Origin of the sequence: Snodgrassella sp. B3882, from assembly GCF_026535915.1 — a bacterium.
In the GTDB taxonomy this organism is placed as follows: Bacteria; Pseudomonadota; Gammaproteobacteria; order Burkholderiales; family Neisseriaceae; genus Snodgrassella.
Window position 1 is genome coordinate 13,151 of record NZ_JAFNPF010000004.1, and the last position, 21,519, is coordinate 34,669.

Here is a 21,519-nt window from a genome sequence, read left to right on the forward strand (position 1 = left end):
CCAATTTGCCGGAGCTATTCAACTATGGGAATCGTGCTCCAGCTACGGGACGAGATAATATTTGTCTCACATATTAATCCGTACCAATGTAATGCTGAGTGATTAAACGCAATCAGCGTTATTGCTGTTATCTATGGATAAAGTCGATGCGCATTCTGGGCAAATATGGCTATTCATAAATGGTTAACAAAATTGGGTGGCAAAATATTGATTGGTATTATGGTTGCGCGCCACATGAGTCAGTTAATCTGCTTCATGGCGATCATATTTTTGGATCAATTTGCTCTGCAACCATGGCATGATGTTAGTCATTTCTTTATCCGTATCCGCGTAGTGAAAAGGTGGTGTTCCTGTCCAGTTATGGAAATAAAATACCAAATGGGCAAATTGACTATTTTTTACACTATTTTTTCTGCATAATATTACTCTATCTTTTTTTACTGTCTGGAATAGTTCATGACTGCTCAACTGATTGATGGCAAGAAGGTATCACAACAAATTCTGCAAAAAGTAGCCGCACAAGTACAACAACGTCTCGACAATCAGCTGCGGCGTCCTTGTTTGGCCGTGGTTTTGGTGGGAGAGGATCCGGCCAGTGCGGTTTATGTGCGCAATAAGAAACGCGCCTGCGAAACCACTGGTTTTGAATCACGCAGTTATGAATTACCGGCAGATACGGCCGAAGATGAATTACTGGCGCTGATAGATGAAATGAATGCCGACGAAGGTATAGACGGCATTTTGGTTCAACTACCCTTACCCAAGCACATCAACAGCCAAATGGTTTTGGAACGAATTGTGCCTCACAAAGATGTAGACGGTTTTCATCCGTACAATATCGGTCGTCTGGTGGTTAAAATGCCTCTGATGCGACCCTGCACGCCTAAAGGCGTCATGACACTGCTTGAAGCTTACGGTATTGATGTTGTCGGCAAAAAGGCGGTAATTGTGGGCGCCTCGAATATCGTGGGTCGACCTCAGGCATTGGAAATGTTGCTGGCTCGTGCAACGGTTACAATTTGTCATAGTGCGACTCAAAATCTGGCTGCAGAAGTAGCCGCCGCAGATATCGTGGTGGTAGGCGTTGGTAAACCGGACTTTATTAAAGGTGAATGGATTAAATCTGGGGCCGTGGTGATTGATGTAGGTATCAACCGGTTGGCTAACGGGCAGTTATGTGGCGATGTGGAATTTGCCGTTGCCCGTGAGCGTGCCGCAATGATTACGCCAGTACCAGGTGGTGTGGGGCCGATGACCATTGCCACTTTGATGGAAAATACTTTACATGCAGCACAAATCCATGATCAGCAATGAAGATGATGAAGCTCACCTATCCTAGTAACTGACTCTATTCGACGAAATCTCGGAATAATAAGATCCTATTAAAGATAAGTTGAATTTACGCAGCAGATAAATAATGATCTAACAGTGCAGCCTGAAACATGGTATGCGTTGTATTACAAACGGGCTGTTCACTTTAATCTATCTTATTATTGGGCAAGTGATGTTGTTAACCGACAAGTGGTTCATGCTTGTGCTGGTTTGTTTAATCGTGGCAGAATGGTCGGTTGCATTTTGCCACTCAGCATGAGCACAATTATCTATTTTATTTAAAAATTTAGGTGTTACATAAATGTACCAATTTTTAGTAGATGCGTGGGACGCATTACGGCTTAAATTTTATCCGGTCGCGCATTACCGTTATCCTTTATCTATTACTACTCTGGTCTTGTTGACACTTGGTCTGATCAATGCTGCTTCATTGCCTCCTTATGTTATTGGTCCACAAGCCGGAATAATCAGTTTTGCCATATGTTTGACCGTGTTGCGCTGGTTGATATTGTGCGTGGTGATGAAAATATTTCTGAGCCCGCTAAGCAGACTATGGGAATGGTGTGGTTATATTCTAATCACTGAAGCCTTGTTGATGCCGTTAGTTGTATTATGTTATTGGCCAGAAATGATGTATTTGCCTAGTTTCATCTGGTTAGTATGGATCATGATTGTTCAGTTTACCGGCTTAATTCGTATCAGTAAGGCTAAAGTTGGTCAGATTGTCTTGGCTTATGTGGTGTATTTCTTCGGCGCGTCAATGGCTAGTGGCATGTTATTGTTTGTCTTTTTCAATGTTGGCTGGTTGGATCTTGAAGCCTCATTGCAAGCGTTGAAACCATTTATGGATCAGGTCGTATCGGACTTTGGCATGCAGTAACTTACGTGTGGAAACGAGCTGTTTCAGTTATAATAATAGATGGTATTGATGATTTTTTTTATCACTCTAACCATCATTCAGCCAGCAGCTTGCTTGAATGCTTCTAACCGGCTCAGTCTGACATAAAAAAAGGAATAATCATGACGTTAAAAGTTGCCATCAATGGTTATGGCCGTATCGGCCGCCAAATACTACGAGCAATTTATGACTATAATCTGCGCGATCAATTTGAAATCGTGGCAGTTAATGCCAGCGGTTCATTGGAAACCAGTGCCCACCTGACTAAATATGATACGGTACATGGTCGATTTGCCGCAGAGGTCGGCTTTGATGATCATGGTTTAATTGTTAATGGCGATCATATCCGCTTTTTTTCGACGCGCAATCCAGCGGAATTGCCTTGGGGTGAACTTGGGGTAGATTTAGTACTTGAATGTACCGGTGCCTTCAATAGTAAAGAAAAAGCCAGTGTGCATTTAAACAGCGGCGCGAAAAAAGTGTTGATTTCTGCACCTGGTGGGAATGATGTGGATGCTACCGTAGTTTATGGCGTCAATCATCATGTTATCACACCTGAAATGACGGTTATTTCTAACGGCTCTTGCACCACTAACTGTCTGGCACCAGTTGCTAAAGCCATTAATGATGGTGTAGGCATCGTTAAAGGGCTGATGACTACTATTCATGCGTTTACTAATGATCAGGTACTCACTGATGTCCGTCATAAGGATTTACGCCGTGCTCGCAGTGCGGTAGAAAATATTATTCCGACCAAAACTGGCGCAGCCAAGGCATTAGGTTTGGTATTGCCTGAGTTACAAGGCAAATTTGATGGTTTTTCTGTTCGTGTACCGACGATTAATGTTTCTTTAGTTGATCTGACTTTTGAAGCAGCGCGAGACACTACGGTGGATGAGATCAATGCCGTGGTTAAAGCAGCCAGCGAAGGCAATATGCGCCACGTTCTTGGCTACAACACTTTACCACTGGTTTCGACCGATTTTAACCATACGCCACAGGCATCAATTTTTGATAGCACGTTGACCAAAGTGACCAACGGCAACATGGTTAAGGTACTGGCTTGGTACGATAATGAATGGGGATTCAGTTGTCAGATGCTGAATACGGCGCGAGCCATGTTCGATCTTGATGTGACTCCACTAGTCTAATATTTTGCGTTTCAAGACAGGCTGTCTAAACCCATTGTTGTGGTCTAGACAGCCTGAGTGTATTGTAACGATCTTGATGAACCAGATTAAGTTAATCTGGTCTTAGCAGACTGCCTGAATCTGAGCCGTTTATTCATACCCCTAATGCAAAGTCTTTCTTTTCTCTTTATTTTGATCTGAGCTATGCTTTATTACCAACTTCAGCCCTACTCATTAAGCAAACATTTATGGCAGATTCGCCTGCAATTTAAGCAGGATAATCAGGACAATTTCAGCTTAAGCTTGCCAAACTGGCTACCGGGTAGCTACATGATCAGAGATTTTGCTCAGCATATTGTATCTATTTCGGCAAACTGTAATGGCTTACCCACTAGGTTGGAACAAACCGAAAAAAATATTTGGCTTGGTCACGGGCAAGCCGGCGAATGGAGCATTGATTATCTGGTATATGCTTTTGACCAGTCAGTCAGAGGATCTTTTCTAAGCACTGAAAGAGGCTTCTTTGATGGCGCCTGTTTATTTTTACGTCATGATCAGCGTCAGCAAGAACCCTGCCAATTAACCATCCAAGCATTACCACCTGAATGGGATATTGCCACCACTATGCCAGTTGCGGGGCAAAAACAGCTTTATCAAAGCGCAGATTATCGCACTTTGATTGACCATCCTGTCGAAATGGGTCACTTGCTACGTTTACCCTTTATAGCCAATGGCATCGAACATGAAATTGTCATTAGCGGCTATTGCCCAGAATTTGACCAGCAGCGATTAGTCAGAGATGTTCAAAAAATATGCAGCGCTGAAATGAATTTGTTCGCCCATTCGGTTCCCTTTCAGCATTATCTTTTTTTACTGTATGTTGGTCAGGGGATTTATGGCGGGCTCGAACATAAATCTTCAACGGCTTTACAAGCTGATCGGCATGATTTACCACAAAAAAATGGTGGCAATGACGATGCTTATATCTCGCTGTTAGGTTTGTTCAGTCATGAGTATTTCCATGCATGGAATGTGAAATCCATTATTCCGGCTGCGTTTGCGAATAATAACCTTAATAGTGAAGCCTATACCCGTTTATTATGGGCATTTGAGGGCATCACTTCGTATTATGATGACTTGTTTCTGGTACGAAGTGGCGTGATTACCCCCAGCCAATATCTACAATTGTTGGCGAAAACCATTACTCGGGTTCAGCAAGGTGCCGGCAAAGATGTTCAAAGTCTGGCTGACTCCAGCTTTAATGCATGGACCAAATATTATAAGCAAAATGAAAACAGCCCAAATGCAATTGTTAGCTATTATCAAAAAGGTGCTTTGGCTGCATTGTGTTTAGATCTTTATATCCGCCATCACACACAGCAACAGAAAAGTCTGGATGATGTGATGCGCGCGCTTTATCATGATTGGTGCGCGCGTGGATGTGGATTAGAAGAAGATGAATGGTTGAGTATTGCCGAAAAAGCCACTGGACTGGCCCTGCAATCGGTTTATCAGCATTATATAAACACCACCACCGATTTACCGCTCGCGCAGCAATTACAAGGAGCAGGCGTACAATTGCACTGGCATGCACTGGCCAGAAAACATGGCGGTGCTTATGTCGAACAGCCACCACAAACGGCAACAGCCAGTGCTGATCTGGGCTGTCGTTTTCAAGCAGCCACGCCCGGCATTGTGTTACAGCAAGTCTTCAGTGATGGCAGTGCGGAGCAGGCCAATTTAAGTGCTGGCGATCAGCTCATCGCATTGAATAACGAGATAATCCGTGATTTCAATACTCAGTGGCAACGCTTCGCGGTTGGTGATCAGATACACATTCATTATATTCGGGATGGATTACTGCGACAGACGCATTTACAGGTACAGCCCGCCAAAGCCGATACCGCTATATTAAGCATCAATGATCCTGCTTTGGTCAAGCAGTGGTTACAGTGTCAGTAAAGCGAGTGGTTTGTTAATCATGATTCGGTTATCGTTGAAAAGTTGGATTCATGTCGGCTAATTTGCAGCTCACTTTGGCTCTTCCCGGCTTATTGTGGCCTCATCGGGAAATATCTTTGCCGGCATTTCATTTGTCCGCACTGGATAAACTGCGCCAATGGGGTAAATTTCACCCCCGACCGAGCAACAGAGAACATTTTTACCGCCAGTATCTCTGGCAAGGTTCATGGTTGAAGTTAGCCCAAAGCCAGCTTGGTTTGCTTCAACACCAGCCCAGTATTATCGCAATCCCGACCAGTCAGCAAGCTGGTTTACATCACATTCACTGTCGCAGTGGTCGTGCCCTTGCTTTAACACAAGCGGAAGCGGAAAATTTTTGTCGAGTATTAAACGAATGGTTTGCACAGGAAAACTGGCTATTTCATGTCGTCCAACCAGATTTGTGGCTGTTAACCATGCCACAAGCTCTGCAATTTAACGCACCTTCTGTGTTGGAGCTGAACAATTTGCTGGATGACACAGTCAAACCATCCGGTCGCGATGCGCCACGGCTACTTAAATACCAGACCGAATTACAAATGTTGTTATATCAACATCCACTTAATCAGACACGGTGTGCGAACGGTAAAATTCCTATTAATGCCATTTGGTTTGAGCCAGATATAATCGGAAACGCTGATGGACGTGAACTATACAGCAACTGTTCTTGGGCCAATGCAGCCAAGCCATTTCCACCGGATTACGCGAGTTTGAGTGCCCAGATAAACACACAGAAATCAGTGGTGTTGTTTAGTGATGATTTCTGTCATGCTGCCATTCAAGCAGACAGCATTGCCTATCAGCATCTACTACAATATTGGGAACAACACTGGTGGCAACCATTAATGCACGCGCTAAAGTGTCGCCAAATCCAGCAATTGAACATTAGTACTGATGGCACCTTGGGAGGGGTACTGAGCGTACGCAAACCACTTATTTCTCCCTTTTGGCGCAATAAGGCCTCTTTTAACGGAATGATGCTATGAAACCTGCCCGTATCGTTACCCGCCCAGTTGATGAGACTGCTCAACAGACTTTACTCGCCCAAGGCATTGAACCCCTGTTAGCCAAACTGTATGCTACCCGTTCTGTGCAAAATATTCAGGAAACAGAACTGAACTTAAGCACTTTATTGCCTTTTCATGATCTAAAAAATATTCAAGCCGCCTGTGAGCGTCTTGCCACAGCGATTCGTGCCAAGGAAAAGATTCTGATTGTGGCCGATTATGATGCCGATGGAGCTACTGCCTGCGCTGTAGGCATTTTAGGCTTACGGGCAATGGGTGGTTACGTTGATTTTTTGGTGCCGAATCGTTTTGAACACGGTTATGGACTGACGCCAGAAATTGCAGAGCTGGCCGCAGGTTGTGGCACCAAATTATTGCTGACCGTGGATAACGGTACTGCCAGCTTGGCTGGTGTACAACATGCCCAGCAATTAGGAATGGACGTTTTAATTACTGACCATCATCTTCCTGGCGAAAAGCTGCCTGATTGCCTCATTGTCAATCCGAATCAACCTGAGGATCATTTTGCCAGTAAATCTCTGGCTGGTGTGGGCGTGATGTTTTACGTATTGATGGCATTGCGTCAGCATCTTCGCCATACCCATTGGTTTAGCCCAGAGCGACCTGAGCCCAATCTGGCTCAATGGCTGGATCTGGTTGCATTGGGTACCGTTGCTGATGTCGTAGCGCTGGATCACAATAATCGAATACTCGTCTCTCAGGGGCTCAAGCGCATTCGTGCTGGCAAAATGCAGCCTGGTGTCAGTGCTTTGTTCGCTATTGCCAAGCGCAAACCTGAACAGGCTCAAGCAATGGATTTAGGGTTTTGCATTGCTCCGCGTCTCAACGCAGCCGGTCGGCTAGATGACATGAGTTTGGGTATTGCCTGCCTATTGTGTCGCGATCTGGAAGAAGCCAACGTACTGGCTGAACAGCTAGACGATCTTAATCAGGAGCGGCGGCAAATACAGCGCAGCATGCAGGAAGAAGCAACGATGCAATTGGCCCAGATCAACCCTACTGATCGCTATAGCATTGTTGCCTTTAACGAAAACTGGCATCAGGGCGTGGTTGGAATTGTTGCAGGTAGATTGCGGGAAAACTATCATCGTCCCAGTATTGTTTTTGCTCCTGCAGAAGATGGCATGTTACGCGGATCTGGCCGCTCTATCCCTGGTTTACACTTACGTGATGCATTGGATTTAGTCAGCAAACAGCAACCGCAACTGATGCAGAAATTCGGTGGGCATGCCATGGCCGCCGGATTAAGTCTTCCGCTGACAAACCTACCCCTTTTCCAGCAGGCATTTGAACAAGTTTGCCAGCAGCTCATTGATCCTGAGGATCTGAACCATACCTATCAAACAGATGGAGCACTGGAGAGTCACCATCTAAATCTAAGTACTGCACAAATGCTGAGTACCTTGGTATGGGGGCAAAAATTCCCAGAACCCTCTTTTTGTAACGAATTTAAAGTCATTAACCAATTCCCAGTTGGTACGGGGCATCGCAAAGCGATCCTGCGCTATCAGCAACATGAATGTGAAGCCATGTTTTTTCGCTGCAACACCCCCTTACCTGAACAGATTCGTGCGGTTTACCGCTTAGTTGCAAATGAATGGCGGCAAAAATGGGAGCTACAACTGTATATTGATTATTGGGAAAATTGTATTTAATGCTCTTTGCATGCTGTATAAATACAAAAATTCACTTATAATTGGCAAAAATAAACATTTTTATGGTACAAATACTCATTTTTGACGTATTGATTTGTAGCATAATGTAAATATCGGACTCACCCGAGCAATACAGAAAGACTGTTTCAATAGTCAAAACCAGTCAACATAACAATAACATGGAAATTAGTTTGTATGAGTGTTGGATTAATTAGGGTTTTATACAAGCATCAGCTGATTGATGCTGAACAAGCAGAAAAACTACGCACTGAATTGGATCAGAAGCGCCCAGTTATTCCGGCATTGCTGCAAATGGGTCATCTTAATGCAGATAAACTGGCCTATTTTCTTTCCAATATATTTGGCATTCCTTATCTTGATCTGCAAAATTACAACGAAAGTTTGGTACCGGTTGACATCATTGATGTCAAAATAATGCAAACCCACTTTTGTATACCACTATTCAAACGTGGTAACCGGATGTTTTTGGCGGTTTCAGATCCCACTACCATCCAACATTATCAGAAAATAGCAGCCGATGCAGGTTGCACCCTAGACCTGATCATCGTACGTGATGATCAATTGCGAAATTTACTCGAAAACATATCCCATGAATCAGTTGACTTACTGGATGGAATCGATAGCATCTTTGACGGTACGCAAGATGTCGGTTCTGCTGCGATGTCTGCCGATGATGATGAAAGTGAAAATGGACCTGTAGCAAAATTCATATTTAAAGTGTTAGGTGATGCACTCAATTCTGGCGCATCCGATATCCACTTTGAATTTTATGAAGAGATGGCGCGAGTGCGTTTTCGCATAGATGGTCAGTTGCGCGAAGTGGTTCGCATGCCCTTAAACATTCGCAATCAAGTCTCTTCGCGCATTAAAGTCATGGCAAAGCTGGACATTTCTGAAAAACGCATACCGCAAGACGGGCGCATTCAGATTCAGTTTCGTAAAGGATCTAAGCCAATCGATTTTCGTGTCAGCACCTTACCTACATTATTCGGTGAAAAAATAGTAATGCGTATTCTGAATTCAGATGCGGCAACACTGAATATCGACCAGCTGGGTTTCGAAGACTTCCAGAAAAAACTATTGCTGGAAGCCATCCATCGACCGTATGGGATGGTGTTGGTTACCGGTCCGACCGGTTCTGGTAAAACCGTCTCTCTGTATACTTGTCTGAATATACTGAATACCGAGAGTGCCAACATATCCACGGCAGAGGACCCTGCAGAAATTAATTTACCTGGTATTAACCAAGTTAATGTGAATGAAAAACAGGGGTTAACCTTTGCGGCAGCTTTGAAGTCATTTTTACGTCAGGATCCTGATATCATCATGGTGGGTGAGATCCGCGATTTGGAAACAGCCGATATTGCCATTAAAGCCGCTCAGACCGGTCATATGGTATTTTCAACCCTGCACACCAACAATGCGCCTGCCACCCTGTCACGTATGTTGAACATGGGGGTAGCACCATTTAACATTGCCAGTTCAGTCAATCTGATTATGGCTCAGCGGCTGGTACGCCGGCTGTGTTCCTGCAAAGCTCCAGCTGAACGACCGCCGGAACAGGCATTAAAAAAAGCAGGGTTTTCAGATGAAGATTTGGCCAAGGACTGGATTTTCTACCGACCTGTAGGCTGTGACCGTTGTAAAGGTAAAGGTTATAAGGGGCGTGCCGGTGTCTATGAAATCATGCCAATAAGCGAAGAATTACAACGCATCATCATGACCAATGGCAATGAAGTAGATATCAGTCATCAGGCATTAAAAGAAGGACTGGTTGATCTGCGCCATGCTGGCTTGCTGAAAGTGATGGCTGGCATCACCACCTTAGATGAGATTCTGGCCTCAACCAACGATTAAAAACCAATTCATTAATATCTGCGGAAAAGCATTATGAGTAAAATAGTAGCAGTCAAAAGTAAAACTGCCAGTAGAAGCTTTAGTTTTGAAGGTAAAAACCTCAAAACCGAACAAATCGTACGTGGTGAAATTGTTGCCAAAAACGAAGCGGAAGCCCGAACCAAATTAGCCCGTCGCCAGATCAAAGTAATCGGCATTAGCAAAGTAAAAAGAACGCGGCAAAGAAAAATTTCTCAAGCAGACATCACCGTTTTCACCCGCCAACTTTCCACCATGATGAAATCAGGCTTGCCCATGATGCAAGCGTTTGAGATTGCGGCAAAAGGGCATTCCAACCCAAGTATGACGCAGATGTTGATGAGCATTCGTAATGAAGTTGAACAGGGGCATACCCTAGCTGATTCGTTTTCCAAATATCCAAAATATTTTGATCGATTTTATTGTAATTTGATACGTGCGGGCGAAACAGGGGGTGTTTTGGAATCCATTCTGGATAAGTTAGCCGTTTACAAAGAAAAAACCCAAAGCATCAAGAAAAAAGTAAAAGGCGCATTAACTTATCCCGCCGCCGTAGTGGTGGTGGCCACAGCCTTAGTATTTGTCATGATGATGTATGTATTACCATCGTTTGCTAAAGTATTTGAAGGGATGGGGGTACCTCTACCCGGTCTGACCCAAGTGATGATGAACATATCCGACTTCTTTGTCGCTTATGGGATTTACATAATCATTCTCCTGATTGGTGGCGCAATCGGTTTTTACAAATGGCACCAAAGATCACCTGAAGTACAACGACGTATGGATTATATGCTATTAAAAATGCCGATATTTGGTTCCATCGTACGTAAAGCGGCGATTGCACGTTGGTCTCGCACTACCGCCACACTGTTTGCCGCCGGTGTGCCAATGGTTGAGGTGTTAGATTCAGTATCCGGCGCAACCGGCAATATACTTTATGAAGAAGGAACACAAAGTATCCGCTCTAAAGTGAATCAGGGTATATCTCTTACCTCTTCTATGCAGGCTACGGAACTGTTTCCCAATATGGTAATTCAGATGACCATGATTGGTGAAGAATCTGGTTCTTTAGATGATATGCTGAATAAAGCTGCTGAATTTTATGAAGAAGATGTCGACACAGCGGTAGGGCAATTATCCTCATTAATGGAACCCATTATTATGATTGTACTGGGTCTGATCATTGGCGTCATACTAGTAGCGATGTATCTACCGCTATTCAACATCGGTGATGCTATTAGATAAAATGTGTAAAACAGCCGCTGGATTAATTCAAGATACCATTACCGCGGCTTGAATACCATCATTCTTACTAAGAACCGATTTTCTGAGCACACTGGCTCAGATTATCGGTGTTATTCATATTAGTGGTGATATTTTAATCATTATCTAATATCGATCATACTATAGGCTAAATCTTTATGGTGTTTGAACCTTGGTTTTATATCTTTTCTGCATTAATCTTGGGATTAATAATTGGCAGTTTCCTTAATGTCGTCATTTATCGCCTTCCAATCATGATGGAACGTAACTGGCAGACAGAAGCACGCCAAGCTTTACAGTTGCCAGTTGAACCCCTTCCACGCTTCAATTTATGCTTTCCAGCATCTTCTTGCCCACATTGTCAGCACAAAATACGCGTGTGGCAAAATATCCCTCTGATCAGTTACCTGATATTACGTGGTCGCTGTGCGCAATGCTCCACAAAAATTAGTCCACGTTATTTTTGTGTTGAACTGTTAACCGGTCTGGCTTATGCTGCGATCGTGTGGCGCTATGGCGTGACACCTGTGGCTTTAGGCGGACTGGTCTTGACCACCATGCTCATTGCTTTATGCTTCATTGATGCCGATACTCAGCTATTGCCTGATCAGCTTACCTTGCCATTGGTGTGGATGGGGTTATTATTTAACCTTTACAGCGGATTTATCACACCCGCTGCGGCAATCTGGGGCGCGGTATTGGGATATTTGAGTTTATGGTCCATATTCTGGTTATTCAAATTGCTAACTGGTAAAGATGGCATGGGCTATGGTGACTTTAAACTACTGGCGGCACTCGGTGCCTGGATGGGTGCCTCTACCTTACCAGTGATTGTCCTGATCGCCGCTTTAGTCGGCATAATCGCGTCCATCATACTGAAGGTTGCCCGCAGTCAACCCATGGCTTTCGGACCTGCTTTGGTCATTGCCGGCTGGATCGTATGGATAGCTGACAGCGAGATCAATCTGATGATACAGTGGTGGTTACAACAATCTGGATTACAAGCATGACATTATGGGTAGGGTTAACGGGTAGCATCGGCAGTGGCAAATCGACTGTGGCGGCCTGTTTTGCCAGTTTAGGCGTACCTGCATTGAGTGCAGATGAAATGTCACACAAACTAACCGCACCCGATGGCGAAGCCTTAGATGAAATCCGGCAAAAATGTGGTAGTGACCTATTTTTAGCTGATGGTACGCTTGATCGACAACGCATGCGCGATTGGGTATTTGCCAATAATCAGCATCGGATTACCCTTGAAAGCATTCTGCATCCTTTAATCTGGCAAAAATTGCATCAAGCGCAACAAAAGATTGACAATACTGTACCTTATGGCATCATAGAAATCCCGCTATTGGCAGAAAAACCTGAATTTCAGCAACTGGTTCAACGTATATTGATTATAGAAGCACCGCTTAACTTTCGAATCGAGCGGATTCAGCTGCGCAGTAGGCTGAATGAAGATTTAATTCGTACAATCATCGCTCAACAGGCTGACGACCACAAACGAAAATCCATTGCTGATGATATCATTATCAATGATGGCAATTGGCAGCAGCTGAATCATCAAGTTATGCAACTGCACGGCATTTATACAGAATTAGCATCGGCCCAGTCATGACAGAACTTATCCATTTCGAACATCCTCTTTCGGAACGAGTACGCAACTTTCTACGAATTGCACACTTGTTCAAACATTTTCATGAATTCAGTATCCGTACTGAGGCATGGGCACATCACTGTGCCTTGTTTTCGCTGTTCGAAATCATGGAAGCAGCAGCAAGAGCGGAATTGAAATTGGATATATTACAAGAACTAGAACGTCAAAAAAGTTTTGCTCGTCAACAAGGTGAGTCCGGAACAGCATTATTGGATAAGATTCAGACAGCCATGTCCAATCTGCAAAATGTCCAGCAAAAATTTGGGCAACATTTACGCGAAAACGAATGGTTGATGGCGATTAAACAACGCATGTTGGTTCCCGGTGGCACCAGCCCATATGATTTACCTTCGTATTATTATTGGCAGCAAAAAAAACCTGCCGAACGGGAACGGCAACTGCATGAATGGATTCAAAGTTTGTTGCCTACCTATGAAGCAATCAACTTATTATTAGATATTTTGCACCAAAACGGTCTATCGGTAGAGTGTACCGCCACAGCAGGCAGTTATCAGCATAACAGCTTAGGGCAAAACATACATTTGTTAAGCATTAACGTAGCGGCCAATGCCCAAGCATTGCCTGAAGTTTCCGCCAACAAATATTTTACCCATATTCGCTTTTTACATGCGTCCCAAGAGCAAGCTCGTGGTCCGGTATTGACTACTGATATTCCCTTTACGCTCATTATGTATAGTTTTGACCCGGTAATTAAGTAATGAATGAAAAAATGCGCACCGTCTTGTGCCCTCGTTGTGGTAAAAGTGTAGTCTGGTCTCAGGCTAATACTTTTCGTCCCTTCTGTTCAGAACGATGTAAAATGATTGATCTTGGCGCTTGGGCGGCTGAAGAATATAATCTTATTGCTGAAGAAGATCAGCCTTTAAGCGAAGAAACAAACTCAACACAGCATTAACCAAAAGGTTAAAGTGCTGCAATCCAATTTGTAGAAAATTTCAATGACCACTCCTGCCCTTTTAATTGAACAGGCTGTCAAAACCTATGCCAATGGGTTTACAGCACTGAAAGGCGTCAGCTTTAGCGTACAACCCGGGGAATTTTTTGGCTTACTCGGTCCAAATGGCGCTGGGAAGACCACTTTAATATCCGCCATGGCTGGATTAATCCGTTTAAGCTCCGGAAACATCACCATTTGCGGTCATGATGTCAAATGCGAAGCAACGACCACGCGTCAACTCCTTGGCGTCGTGCCTCAGGAGCTTGTTTTTGACCCTTTTTTTACCGTACGTGAAGCAATGCGTTTTCAATCGGGCTATTTTGGCATTCGTAATAACGACGACTGGATCGATGAAATTATTGCCAATCTGGGTCTAACTGAAAAGGCCAACACCAATACTCGCAACCTTTCCGGTGGGATGAAAAGACGGGTGATGGTTGCGCTGGCCTTAGTTCATCGTCCTCCTGTCATCATATTGGATGAACCTACCGCCGGTGTTGATATCGAATTGCGGCAAAATTTATGGGAATTTATTATCCGCCTAAATAAAGCAGGGCACACCATTATATTGACCACCCATTATCTGGAAGAAGCACAAATGCTGTGCAACCGCATCGCTATGCTGAAACATGGTGAAATTGTTGCTTTAGACAGCACCAAAAATCTTCTGGATAAGGAGTCTGACATCCAATTGGTGATGACCTTGGATCAGAATTTACCCTCAAATCTGCAACCTTATCTGGTGGAGCAAGACGGTTTCAGCTTCCAAATCAAGCTCTCCGATTACAACCAATTGCTGGGTGTTCTACAGCAACTGAAAGACCACAACATCAACCTGAAGAACTTGCACGTCATGGAAAACGATCTGGAAAATGTTTTTTTACGCCTGACCAGCGATCACATAAAAGGACAGGCATGAATACCTTTGGTTGTTATACACTGTTCAAAAAAGAAGTACTGCGATTCTGGAAAGTTGGTTTTCAAACCTTGTCCGCCCCAATACTCACCGCACTACTTTATCAGCTGATATTTGCTCAAGTCATGCAAGGACGTACCGATATACTGCCTGGGGTTAGCTATAACGCCTTTCTCATTCCGGGTCTGGCAATGATGTCTATGCTGCAAAATGCTTTTGCCAACGCTTCTTCTAGCTTGATTCAGTCTCGCATAACCGGCAATTTGATCTTCATATTATTGCCGCCATTGGGCACGGCTTCCATATTCTGTGCTTACGTTGGTGCAGCCATCATCCGTGGATTGATGGTCGGCATAGGGGTGATTGCCGTAACAGCTTTTTTTGGTCTTCCACTTCCCCATCACCTTGGCTGGATTATCTTATTTGCCTTTTTGGGCTGTGCTGTCATGGGTATGTTTGGTCTGTTAGCTGGTATTGTGGCAGAAAAATTCGATCAACTGGCAGCATTCCAGAATTTTTTAATTATGCCACTCACCTTTCTGTCAGGCGTATTTTACTCCATCAACAACCTCCCAACCTTTTGGCGCTCACTCAGCCACTTTAATCCCGTTTTTTACATGATTGATGGCTTTCGTTATGGTTTTTTTGGCCAGAGTGACTCTTCGCCATGGCTCGCATTGGCTGTAGTTGGTGGTTTTGCAATCACATTATGCATATTGACTTGCAGCCTACTTAAATCGGGGTGGAAATTACGCAATTGAACACACTAAAAAGCTATAATAGCTCACATTAATTTACCGCGATACCGAATACCTATGTTGACACCAGAACAAGTCAAAACCCTGATTGCCGACCTGATACCCTGTGAACATCTTGAAGTAGAGGGTGACGGTCATCATTTTTTTGCCCAGATCGTTTCCTCCGCATTCGAAGGTAAAAACCGATTGACACGCCATCGTCTAATCAAAGATGGCTTAGCGGATCAAATCGCCAGTAACGAATTACATGCGCTGTCAATCACTACAGCCGCGACACCTGCCGAATGGGCATCGAAACAGCAATAATCAGTCAGATAGATCTACAATCTGACTAGTTGAGAGTGACTATGGAAAAATTGAAAATCCGCGCAAATGGCGCATTAAACGGTGAAATCACCATTTCTGGCGCCAAAAATGCAGCGCTACCGCTCCTTTGCGCTTCTTTATTAACCCGAGATACCCTACATTTAACCAATGTACCCATGCTGCGGGATGTCAAAACCACGCAAAAATTATTGCAAGGCATGGGTGCGCGCGTATTAACCGACAATGTGCACGAATTTGAAATCAACTGTGGTCACATCAACAATACCTGCGCTCCCTATGATTTAGTCAAAACCATGCGCGCTTCAATACTGGTATTGGGACCAACTTTAGCTCATTTTGGTGAAGCACAAGTCAGCTTACCAGGGGGCTGTGCTATTGGATCGCGTCCTGTTGACCAGCATCTGAAAGGGCTGGAAGCGATGGGTGCTGAAATCAGCATTGAACATGGCTACGTCAAGGCCCGAGCACAGCGACTACAGGGCGCACACATTGTCATGGATATGGTCACCGTAACCGGCACAGAAAATCTATTGATGGCTGCGACCCTTGCGAATGGCACAACCGTACTGGAAAATGCCGCCATGGAACCTGAAGTTACCGATTTAGCAGATTGTCTGGTAAAAATGGGTGCCAAGATCCAAGGCATAGGTACACCGACATTAACAATCCAGGGAGTAGACAGATTACATGGCTGTAGCCATAGCGTGGTTCCTGACCGAATTGAAGCTGGTACGTTCCTCTGTGCTGTCGCCATGACAGGCGGCAAAGTTGTTTTGAAAAAAGCAGCGCCCAAAACCATGCAAGCCGTACTGGAAAAACTCAGCGAAGCAGGAGCCATCATCGAAGCTGGCGATGACTGGATTAGCATTGATATGCAACAACGCCCTAAAGCCGTCGATATTCGCACCTTACCCTATCCAGCATTTCCTACAGACATGCAGGCACAATTCATGGCAATGAATGCCATTGCTACCCATAGCAGTAAAGTAGTAGAAACCATATTTGAAAATCGTTTCATGCACGTTCCTGAGCTTAATCGCATGGGTGCGCAAATTTCCGCCGAAGGCAATACCGCTATTATCCAAGGAGTGGAACAACTATCTGGCACCACCGTCATGGCTACCGATCTACGTGCTTCAGCGAGTTTGGTATTAGCTGGGCTGGTAGCCAGTGGCGAAACCATTGTAGAACGCATCTACCATCTGGATCGTGGCTATGAAAACATCGAACAGAAGCTGGGCGATGTCGGCGCAATCATCGAACGGATTAATGATCATTGATTCTGAATCACCCTAAAAAGCTGTTTGTCATCAACAAACAGCTTTTTTTTAAAATAAATGATTATAATTTTTCACACCTAACCCAATTCTGCTAGGCGCTTACTATCCTCATATATTGAAGACTAAACCAAAACGTCATACAAAACATAGGGGAAAAAATCATCACCCAGCCACATACTTTCGCGCAAATTCTATTTCTTTCCTAGACTCATTAATCAGCCAATTTGCTAAAATATCAGTTCATTATGATCGTAAGATGACCTTGCGTCATCCCAGCCTACAAAACACAAATCAAACCATTATGATTGCTGCCACTCCCAGCAAGCTATATCATGTCACTAACCGAATATTTACAAATACCAGCAATCATTGACCTAAGCGTACACAACCATGTCTGTTTCTATACCCGATCCGCACCAAGATGCCCCCCTGTCTGCTGACATTACCTTTTTAACGCAGGCCTTATTTAACATCCTCAAACAACAAACCTCAGTAGAAGTACAAACCGTTCTGCGCCAACTGCTGGAAGGAGCGCCTGCACAGGAAACCATCCAACGAGCACTGCCAATCCTGAACCTGCACCAGCAACAAGATCTCATTCGGGCTTGCAGCCTGTTTGCCCAACTTTTAAACATTGCTGAAGATGCACATCATGAACGTCAGGTCAGCAACCACACCAGCCCTTCGGCCGAACGCAGTAGTTTTTTTCATGTCCTGCAACAATTGCAACAACAGCATATCAATGCCAGCGAACTTGCACACACCTTAGAACAAACCAGCATCAGTGCCGTGCTAACAGCCCATCCAACCGAAGTACAACGGCAGAGTATTCTATGTTTTCAACGTCTTATCCGTACATTATTAAGCGAACACAACCACAGCAATCAACCCTACAGTACCGAGCTGCAACAAGAAATAGAATCCTTATTGCTGGCCTTATGGCAAACCGATGAAACTCGTCATTTTAAAATTAGCGTCAGCGATGAAATTTACAATAGCGTCACCTATTTCCCTTTAAGCTTTTTCAAAGCCATCCCAGCACTTTATCGCAAACTACATCTGCAGCTTAATACCCTCTACCCCAATATTTCACTTCCTGACGTGATCAGCATAGGGAGCTGGGTCGGTGGCGATCGTGACGGTAACCCTCACGTTAATGCCGACTCCTTACATGAGGCTGTTAACTTTCAAGCCAATACCTTACTACCGCATTATCAACATTGCCTGCAAGAATTGTATCAACTATTGCCATTATCATTACGTCGCATTCACATAGATAACGTGGTGGCGTATATGGCTGATCAATCTCCGGACACAGACACAGCTCACAGTGAAGAACCCTATCGCCGTGCATTGGCCTATATTGAAGCGCGATTGCATGCCACAGCGCAACGATTAAACATCCAACTCAATAGTCCTTATCAAGGGCTGCCTGCTTACCATCAACCAGCAGAAATGGTGCAAGATCTGCAACATATAGCCAACTCCCTACAACAAAATGGCAGTGCCCTACTTGCCCACGGCAAATTGGCTGACTTGATTCGTTCCGTATCCTTATTCGGCTTTCATTTAATGTCTATCGATTTACGGCAACATGCAGCTAAACAGGCAAACGTCGTAGCCGAATTATTTCAACATGCAGAGCTAGAAAACTTTTTAAGCCTAACTGAAGAAGAAAAACAACAAGTTTTACTGCGTGAATTGAGTACCCAACGACCACTCTATAACCCTTACATCAAATACAGTCCACTCACCATGCGTGAACTGGCAATCTTTCATGCCGCCGCCGATATCAAAAACCGCTATGGCGAAGCTGCCATTAACCAGAGCATCATTTCCAACGCGGAAAGCGTCAGCGACATCCTAGTGGTGGCTGTTTTATTAAAAGAAACGGGGTTATTGACCATCCATAACCATACTCCTTACAGCCGCATCAATATCGTTCCCCTATTTGAAACCATCGATTCACTGCATCACTGCATCGACATCATGGACAAACTGTTCAACCTGCCTTGGTATCGAAACTTGCTAAGAAGCCGAGCCAACCTTCAGGAAATCATGCTAGGGTATTCAGACAGCAACAAAGATGGTGGTTACATTACCAGCCAATGGTCGTTGTATCAGGCCGAAAAACGACTGGTAAAACTGTTTAATCAACACCATGTCCGTTTGCGCCTGTTTCACGGTCGCGGTGGTAGCATAGGTCGTGGTGGTGGTCCGGCTTATGATGCCATACTGGCTCAACCTGCCGGCAGCGTAGCCGGCCAAATCCGCATTACCGAACAAGGTGAAGTCATTACAGCTAAATACGCGGCACCAACCAAAGCCAAACGTAACCTGGAAGCCCTAATAGCCGCCACACTTGAGGCCACCCTGATACCACCACATAACAGTGAGCCCGACAGTTCCTTGATGGAAAGCTTATCAGCCTTTGCTTTCAACCATTATCAGCAACTGATCACCCATCCGGGCTTTATCGACTACTTTTTACAAACCAGCCCCATTCAGGAAATTGCCAGTCTTAACATCGGTAGTCGTCCAGCCAGTCGAAAAAGCTTAGCCAAAATTCAGGACTTACGGGCGATACCGTGGGTATTTTCCTGGACTCAAAACCGCATGATGTTACCAGTCTGGTATGGATTTGGTAGTGCTGTAGCCGAACTGACCAAACAAGATAGCCACAATTTGCAGCGACTACAGCAGCAGGCACAACATAGCCCCTTCTTTCAGACCCTACTAGCCAATATGGAACAAGTCATGGCCAAAGCTGACCTAAACATCGCTGCTGCTTACGTCACCCTTGCCAGCGACCAGCAATCAGCACAAACAATCTTTAGCAGGTTATCCACCGAATTTGAACTTAGTCGCCAAGCTTTACTCAGCATCAAACAACACCAGCATTACCTCAGTGATAACCATACCTTGGCCAAATCATTGGCATTGCGTATACCATATCTGAACGCCCTAAACTGGTTACAAATTCACCTGTTAAAACAGCAACGCCAACTTACGGACAACAGCGAAATACTGCCATTGATTCATCTCACCATCAACGGCATTGCTCAAGGCTTACGTAATACAGGATAAATATCTAAGCCCACAGCCAACAAGACATGGATACATTTTTTGCTTTTTTCTTGTTGGCTTAAAAAACCGCAAGAACTTTGCCATCGTGATAAAGAAAGCAAGTTAAAACTTGAAATAAACCAGTATCGACCCAAATTTAAAACTTATCTCACCCTTTTGCCGAGGAACAAAATATGCAACCGGAAAACAATACCGAAAACGAAGCTCAGGTTAACGCAGAGATCGAAACAACCGAACCAGCGGTTGAAAGCGAACCCACAGTTGAAGAATTACAAACACGTATTGCCGAGCTAGAAGGACAACTTAAAGACGAACAGCTAAGAGCGTTAGCGACTGAACAAAACCTGCGTCGCCGTCATCAGGAAGAAATAGAAAACGCGCACAAATTTGCGGGGCAAAAATTCGCTTCAGCTATGTTGCCAGTTAAAGACTATCTAGAAATGGCCTTACAAGATCAAAGTGGCAATTTCGATGCCTTGAAAATGGGGGTGCAAATGACCCTGACAGAACTGCAAAAAGCATTTGATCAATCCAACGTTAAAGAGATTGATCCAAAAGCCGGCGATAAACTCGATCCTCATCAACATCAGGCTTTACAAAGCGTCGTTAGCGATCAGGAACCCAATACCGTGGTTTCGGTGATGAAAAAAGGCTATACCTTAGCCGATCGTGTTCTGCGTCCAGCAATGGTTACCGTTGCTAAAGCAGCAGACAGCGAATAAATTAGATAAAATTAAACTGTTAGGCATGGAGATGCCTAACAGTTTGTTTTCAATCAGTTCATGGTCTCAACATGAACACAACTGCAGCAAATTAATCAGCGCACTTCTACGCCAACAATTACCGCGGCGTCTCATAGCAAAATAAGCTTACAAAACAGCCAATTCTAAGTCTACTGCTCCGCAATCACATCAATAAACACCAAAGGTTGCGTGCCCGTATTCGCCAAGCCATGCGATTGTCCTTTACGCGCAATGGTCACATCACCTGCCTTAACCTCATAAGTTTGACCATCACTGTCAGTAAAAATTCCCACTCCCGAAACAATAATATACGCATCCTCATTATGCTGATGCTGATGAAAACCGATTGAATCCCCTGGTTGCAACGTCATCCAACCAATTTCCTTAATGGCCTCACCTTTTTTGGCATCCTCGCGTTTAAAAGCAAGCTGACCCGACAGCGTGCCTTGACCCCCAGCTGCAGCTGTACGATTAACCTCGATCAATCTACTTTCGCGATACACGTCAGCCAACGCCCCAACAGATGCTGTGCCCAGAACCAATGCCACCAACAACCTTGCTATCTCATTTTTCATCTTCCTCACCCC

General features: G+C 44.4%; 21 protein-coding genes. 20 read left to right on the forward strand and 1 reads right to left on the reverse strand.

Features of this window, described 5'->3' with window-relative positions; all coding sequences use genetic code 11:
- Positions 1-165 precede the first annotated feature (165 nt).
- The 20 genes from J3U68_RS09690 (at position 166) to grpE (ending at position 20,911) form a co-directional block, all read left to right on the forward strand.
- Positions 166-420, forward strand: coding sequence for a hypothetical protein (locus tag J3U68_RS09690; protein WP_267376450.1), 255 nt, complete (start codon positions 166-168; stop codon positions 418-420).
- 36 nt (positions 421-456) lie between these two features.
- Positions 457-1,314: a bifunctional methylenetetrahydrofolate dehydrogenase/methenyltetrahydrofolate cyclohydrolase FolD gene (gene folD, locus J3U68_RS09695; protein ID WP_267376452.1), complete on the forward strand. Its 858-nt coding sequence runs from the start codon at positions 457-459 to the stop codon at positions 1,312-1,314.
- Positions 1,315-1,428: 114 nt separating this feature from the next.
- Positions 1,429-1,614 (forward strand): hypothetical protein, encoded by a 186-nt coding sequence (locus J3U68_RS09700; protein WP_267376453.1) that lies wholly within the window; start codon positions 1,429-1,431, stop codon positions 1,612-1,614.
- Positions 1,615-1,633: 19 nt separating this feature from the next.
- Positions 1,634-2,212, forward strand: coding sequence for a hypothetical protein (locus J3U68_RS09705; RefSeq protein ID WP_267376455.1), 579 nt, complete (start codon positions 1,634-1,636; stop codon positions 2,210-2,212).
- Positions 2,213-2,352: 140 nt separating this feature from the next.
- Complete coding sequence (gene gap, locus J3U68_RS09710) at positions 2,353-3,381, forward strand: type I glyceraldehyde-3-phosphate dehydrogenase (RefSeq protein ID WP_267376457.1); 1,029 nt, start codon at positions 2,353-2,355, stop codon at positions 3,379-3,381.
- 183 nt (positions 3,382-3,564) lie between these two features.
- Positions 3,565-5,322: a M61 family metallopeptidase gene (locus tag J3U68_RS09715; protein ID WP_267376459.1), complete on the forward strand. Its 1,758-nt coding sequence runs from the start codon at positions 3,565-3,567 to the stop codon at positions 5,320-5,322.
- Positions 5,323-5,372: 50 nt separating this feature from the next.
- Positions 5,373-6,347: a hypothetical protein gene (locus J3U68_RS09720; RefSeq protein WP_267376462.1), complete on the forward strand. Its 975-nt coding sequence runs from the start codon at positions 5,373-5,375 to the stop codon at positions 6,345-6,347.
- Positions 6,344-8,044 (forward strand): single-stranded-DNA-specific exonuclease RecJ, encoded by a 1,701-nt coding sequence (gene recJ / locus J3U68_RS09725; RefSeq protein WP_267376463.1) that lies wholly within the window; start codon positions 6,344-6,346, stop codon positions 8,042-8,044. Before J3U68_RS09720 ends, recJ begins: the two co-directional genes overlap by 4 nt.
- 195 nt (positions 8,045-8,239) lie before the next feature.
- Entirely contained in the window at positions 8,240-9,922 is a 1,683-nt protein-coding gene (gene pilB / locus J3U68_RS09730; protein WP_267376464.1) for a type IV-A pilus assembly ATPase PilB, read from the forward strand.
- A 33-nt stretch (positions 9,923-9,955) separates the two neighbouring features.
- Complete coding sequence (locus J3U68_RS09735; protein ID WP_267376465.1) at positions 9,956-11,185, forward strand: type II secretion system F family protein; 1,230 nt, start codon at positions 9,956-9,958, stop codon at positions 11,183-11,185.
- Positions 11,186-11,361: 176 nt separating this feature from the next.
- Complete coding sequence (locus J3U68_RS09740; RefSeq protein WP_267376466.1) at positions 11,362-12,213, forward strand: prepilin peptidase; 852 nt, start codon at positions 11,362-11,364, stop codon at positions 12,211-12,213.
- Positions 12,210-12,824 carry a dephospho-CoA kinase gene (gene coaE, locus J3U68_RS09745; protein WP_267376467.1) on the forward strand — a complete coding sequence of 205 codons (615 nt, stop codon included), beginning with the start codon at positions 12,210-12,212 and terminating at the stop codon, positions 12,822-12,824. The genes J3U68_RS09740 and coaE overlap by 4 nt, the downstream gene beginning before the upstream one ends.
- Positions 12,821-13,582 (forward strand): cell division protein ZapD, encoded by a 762-nt coding sequence (zapD, locus tag J3U68_RS09750; RefSeq protein ID WP_267376469.1) that lies wholly within the window; start codon positions 12,821-12,823, stop codon positions 13,580-13,582. Before coaE ends, zapD begins: the two co-directional genes overlap by 4 nt.
- Complete coding sequence (gene yacG, locus J3U68_RS09755; RefSeq protein ID WP_267376471.1) at positions 13,582-13,779, forward strand: DNA gyrase inhibitor YacG; 198 nt, start codon at positions 13,582-13,584, stop codon at positions 13,777-13,779. Before zapD ends, yacG begins: the two co-directional genes overlap by 1 nt.
- A gap of 43 nt (positions 13,780-13,822) precedes the next feature.
- Positions 13,823-14,740 carry an ABC transporter ATP-binding protein gene (locus tag J3U68_RS09760; protein WP_267376474.1) on the forward strand — a complete coding sequence of 306 codons (918 nt, stop codon included), beginning with the start codon at positions 13,823-13,825 and terminating at the stop codon, positions 14,738-14,740.
- A complete protein-coding gene (locus J3U68_RS09765; protein ID WP_267376476.1) occupies positions 14,737-15,498 on the forward strand; it encodes an ABC transporter permease in 762 nt (253 codons plus the stop codon). The genes J3U68_RS09760 and J3U68_RS09765 overlap by 4 nt, the downstream gene beginning before the upstream one ends.
- Positions 15,499-15,552: 54 nt before the next feature.
- Entirely contained in the window at positions 15,553-15,801 is a 249-nt protein-coding gene (locus J3U68_RS09770; RefSeq protein WP_267376478.1) for a BolA family protein, read from the forward strand.
- Between the two features lie 41 nt (positions 15,802-15,842).
- Positions 15,843-17,102 carry a UDP-N-acetylglucosamine 1-carboxyvinyltransferase gene (gene murA, locus J3U68_RS09775; RefSeq protein WP_267376480.1) on the forward strand — a complete coding sequence of 420 codons (1,260 nt, stop codon included), beginning with the start codon at positions 15,843-15,845 and terminating at the stop codon, positions 17,100-17,102.
- Positions 17,103-17,492: 390 nt separating this feature from the next.
- Positions 17,493-20,189, forward strand: a complete 2,697-nt coding sequence (ppc, locus tag J3U68_RS09780) for a phosphoenolpyruvate carboxylase (protein ID WP_267376483.1) — start codon at positions 17,493-17,495, stop codon at positions 20,187-20,189.
- Between the two features lie 173 nt (positions 20,190-20,362).
- On the forward strand, positions 20,363-20,911 hold the full coding sequence (gene grpE, locus J3U68_RS09785) for a nucleotide exchange factor GrpE (protein WP_267376486.1): 549 nt from the start codon (positions 20,363-20,365) through the stop codon (positions 20,909-20,911).
- Between the two features lie 170 nt (positions 20,912-21,081).
- Here the strand turns inward: grpE and J3U68_RS09790 are convergent, their stop codons facing one another.
- Entirely contained in the window at positions 21,082-21,507 is a 426-nt protein-coding gene (locus J3U68_RS09790) for a cupin domain-containing protein (RefSeq protein WP_267376488.1), read from the reverse strand.
- Between the last annotated feature and the right edge of the window lie 12 nt (positions 21,508-21,519).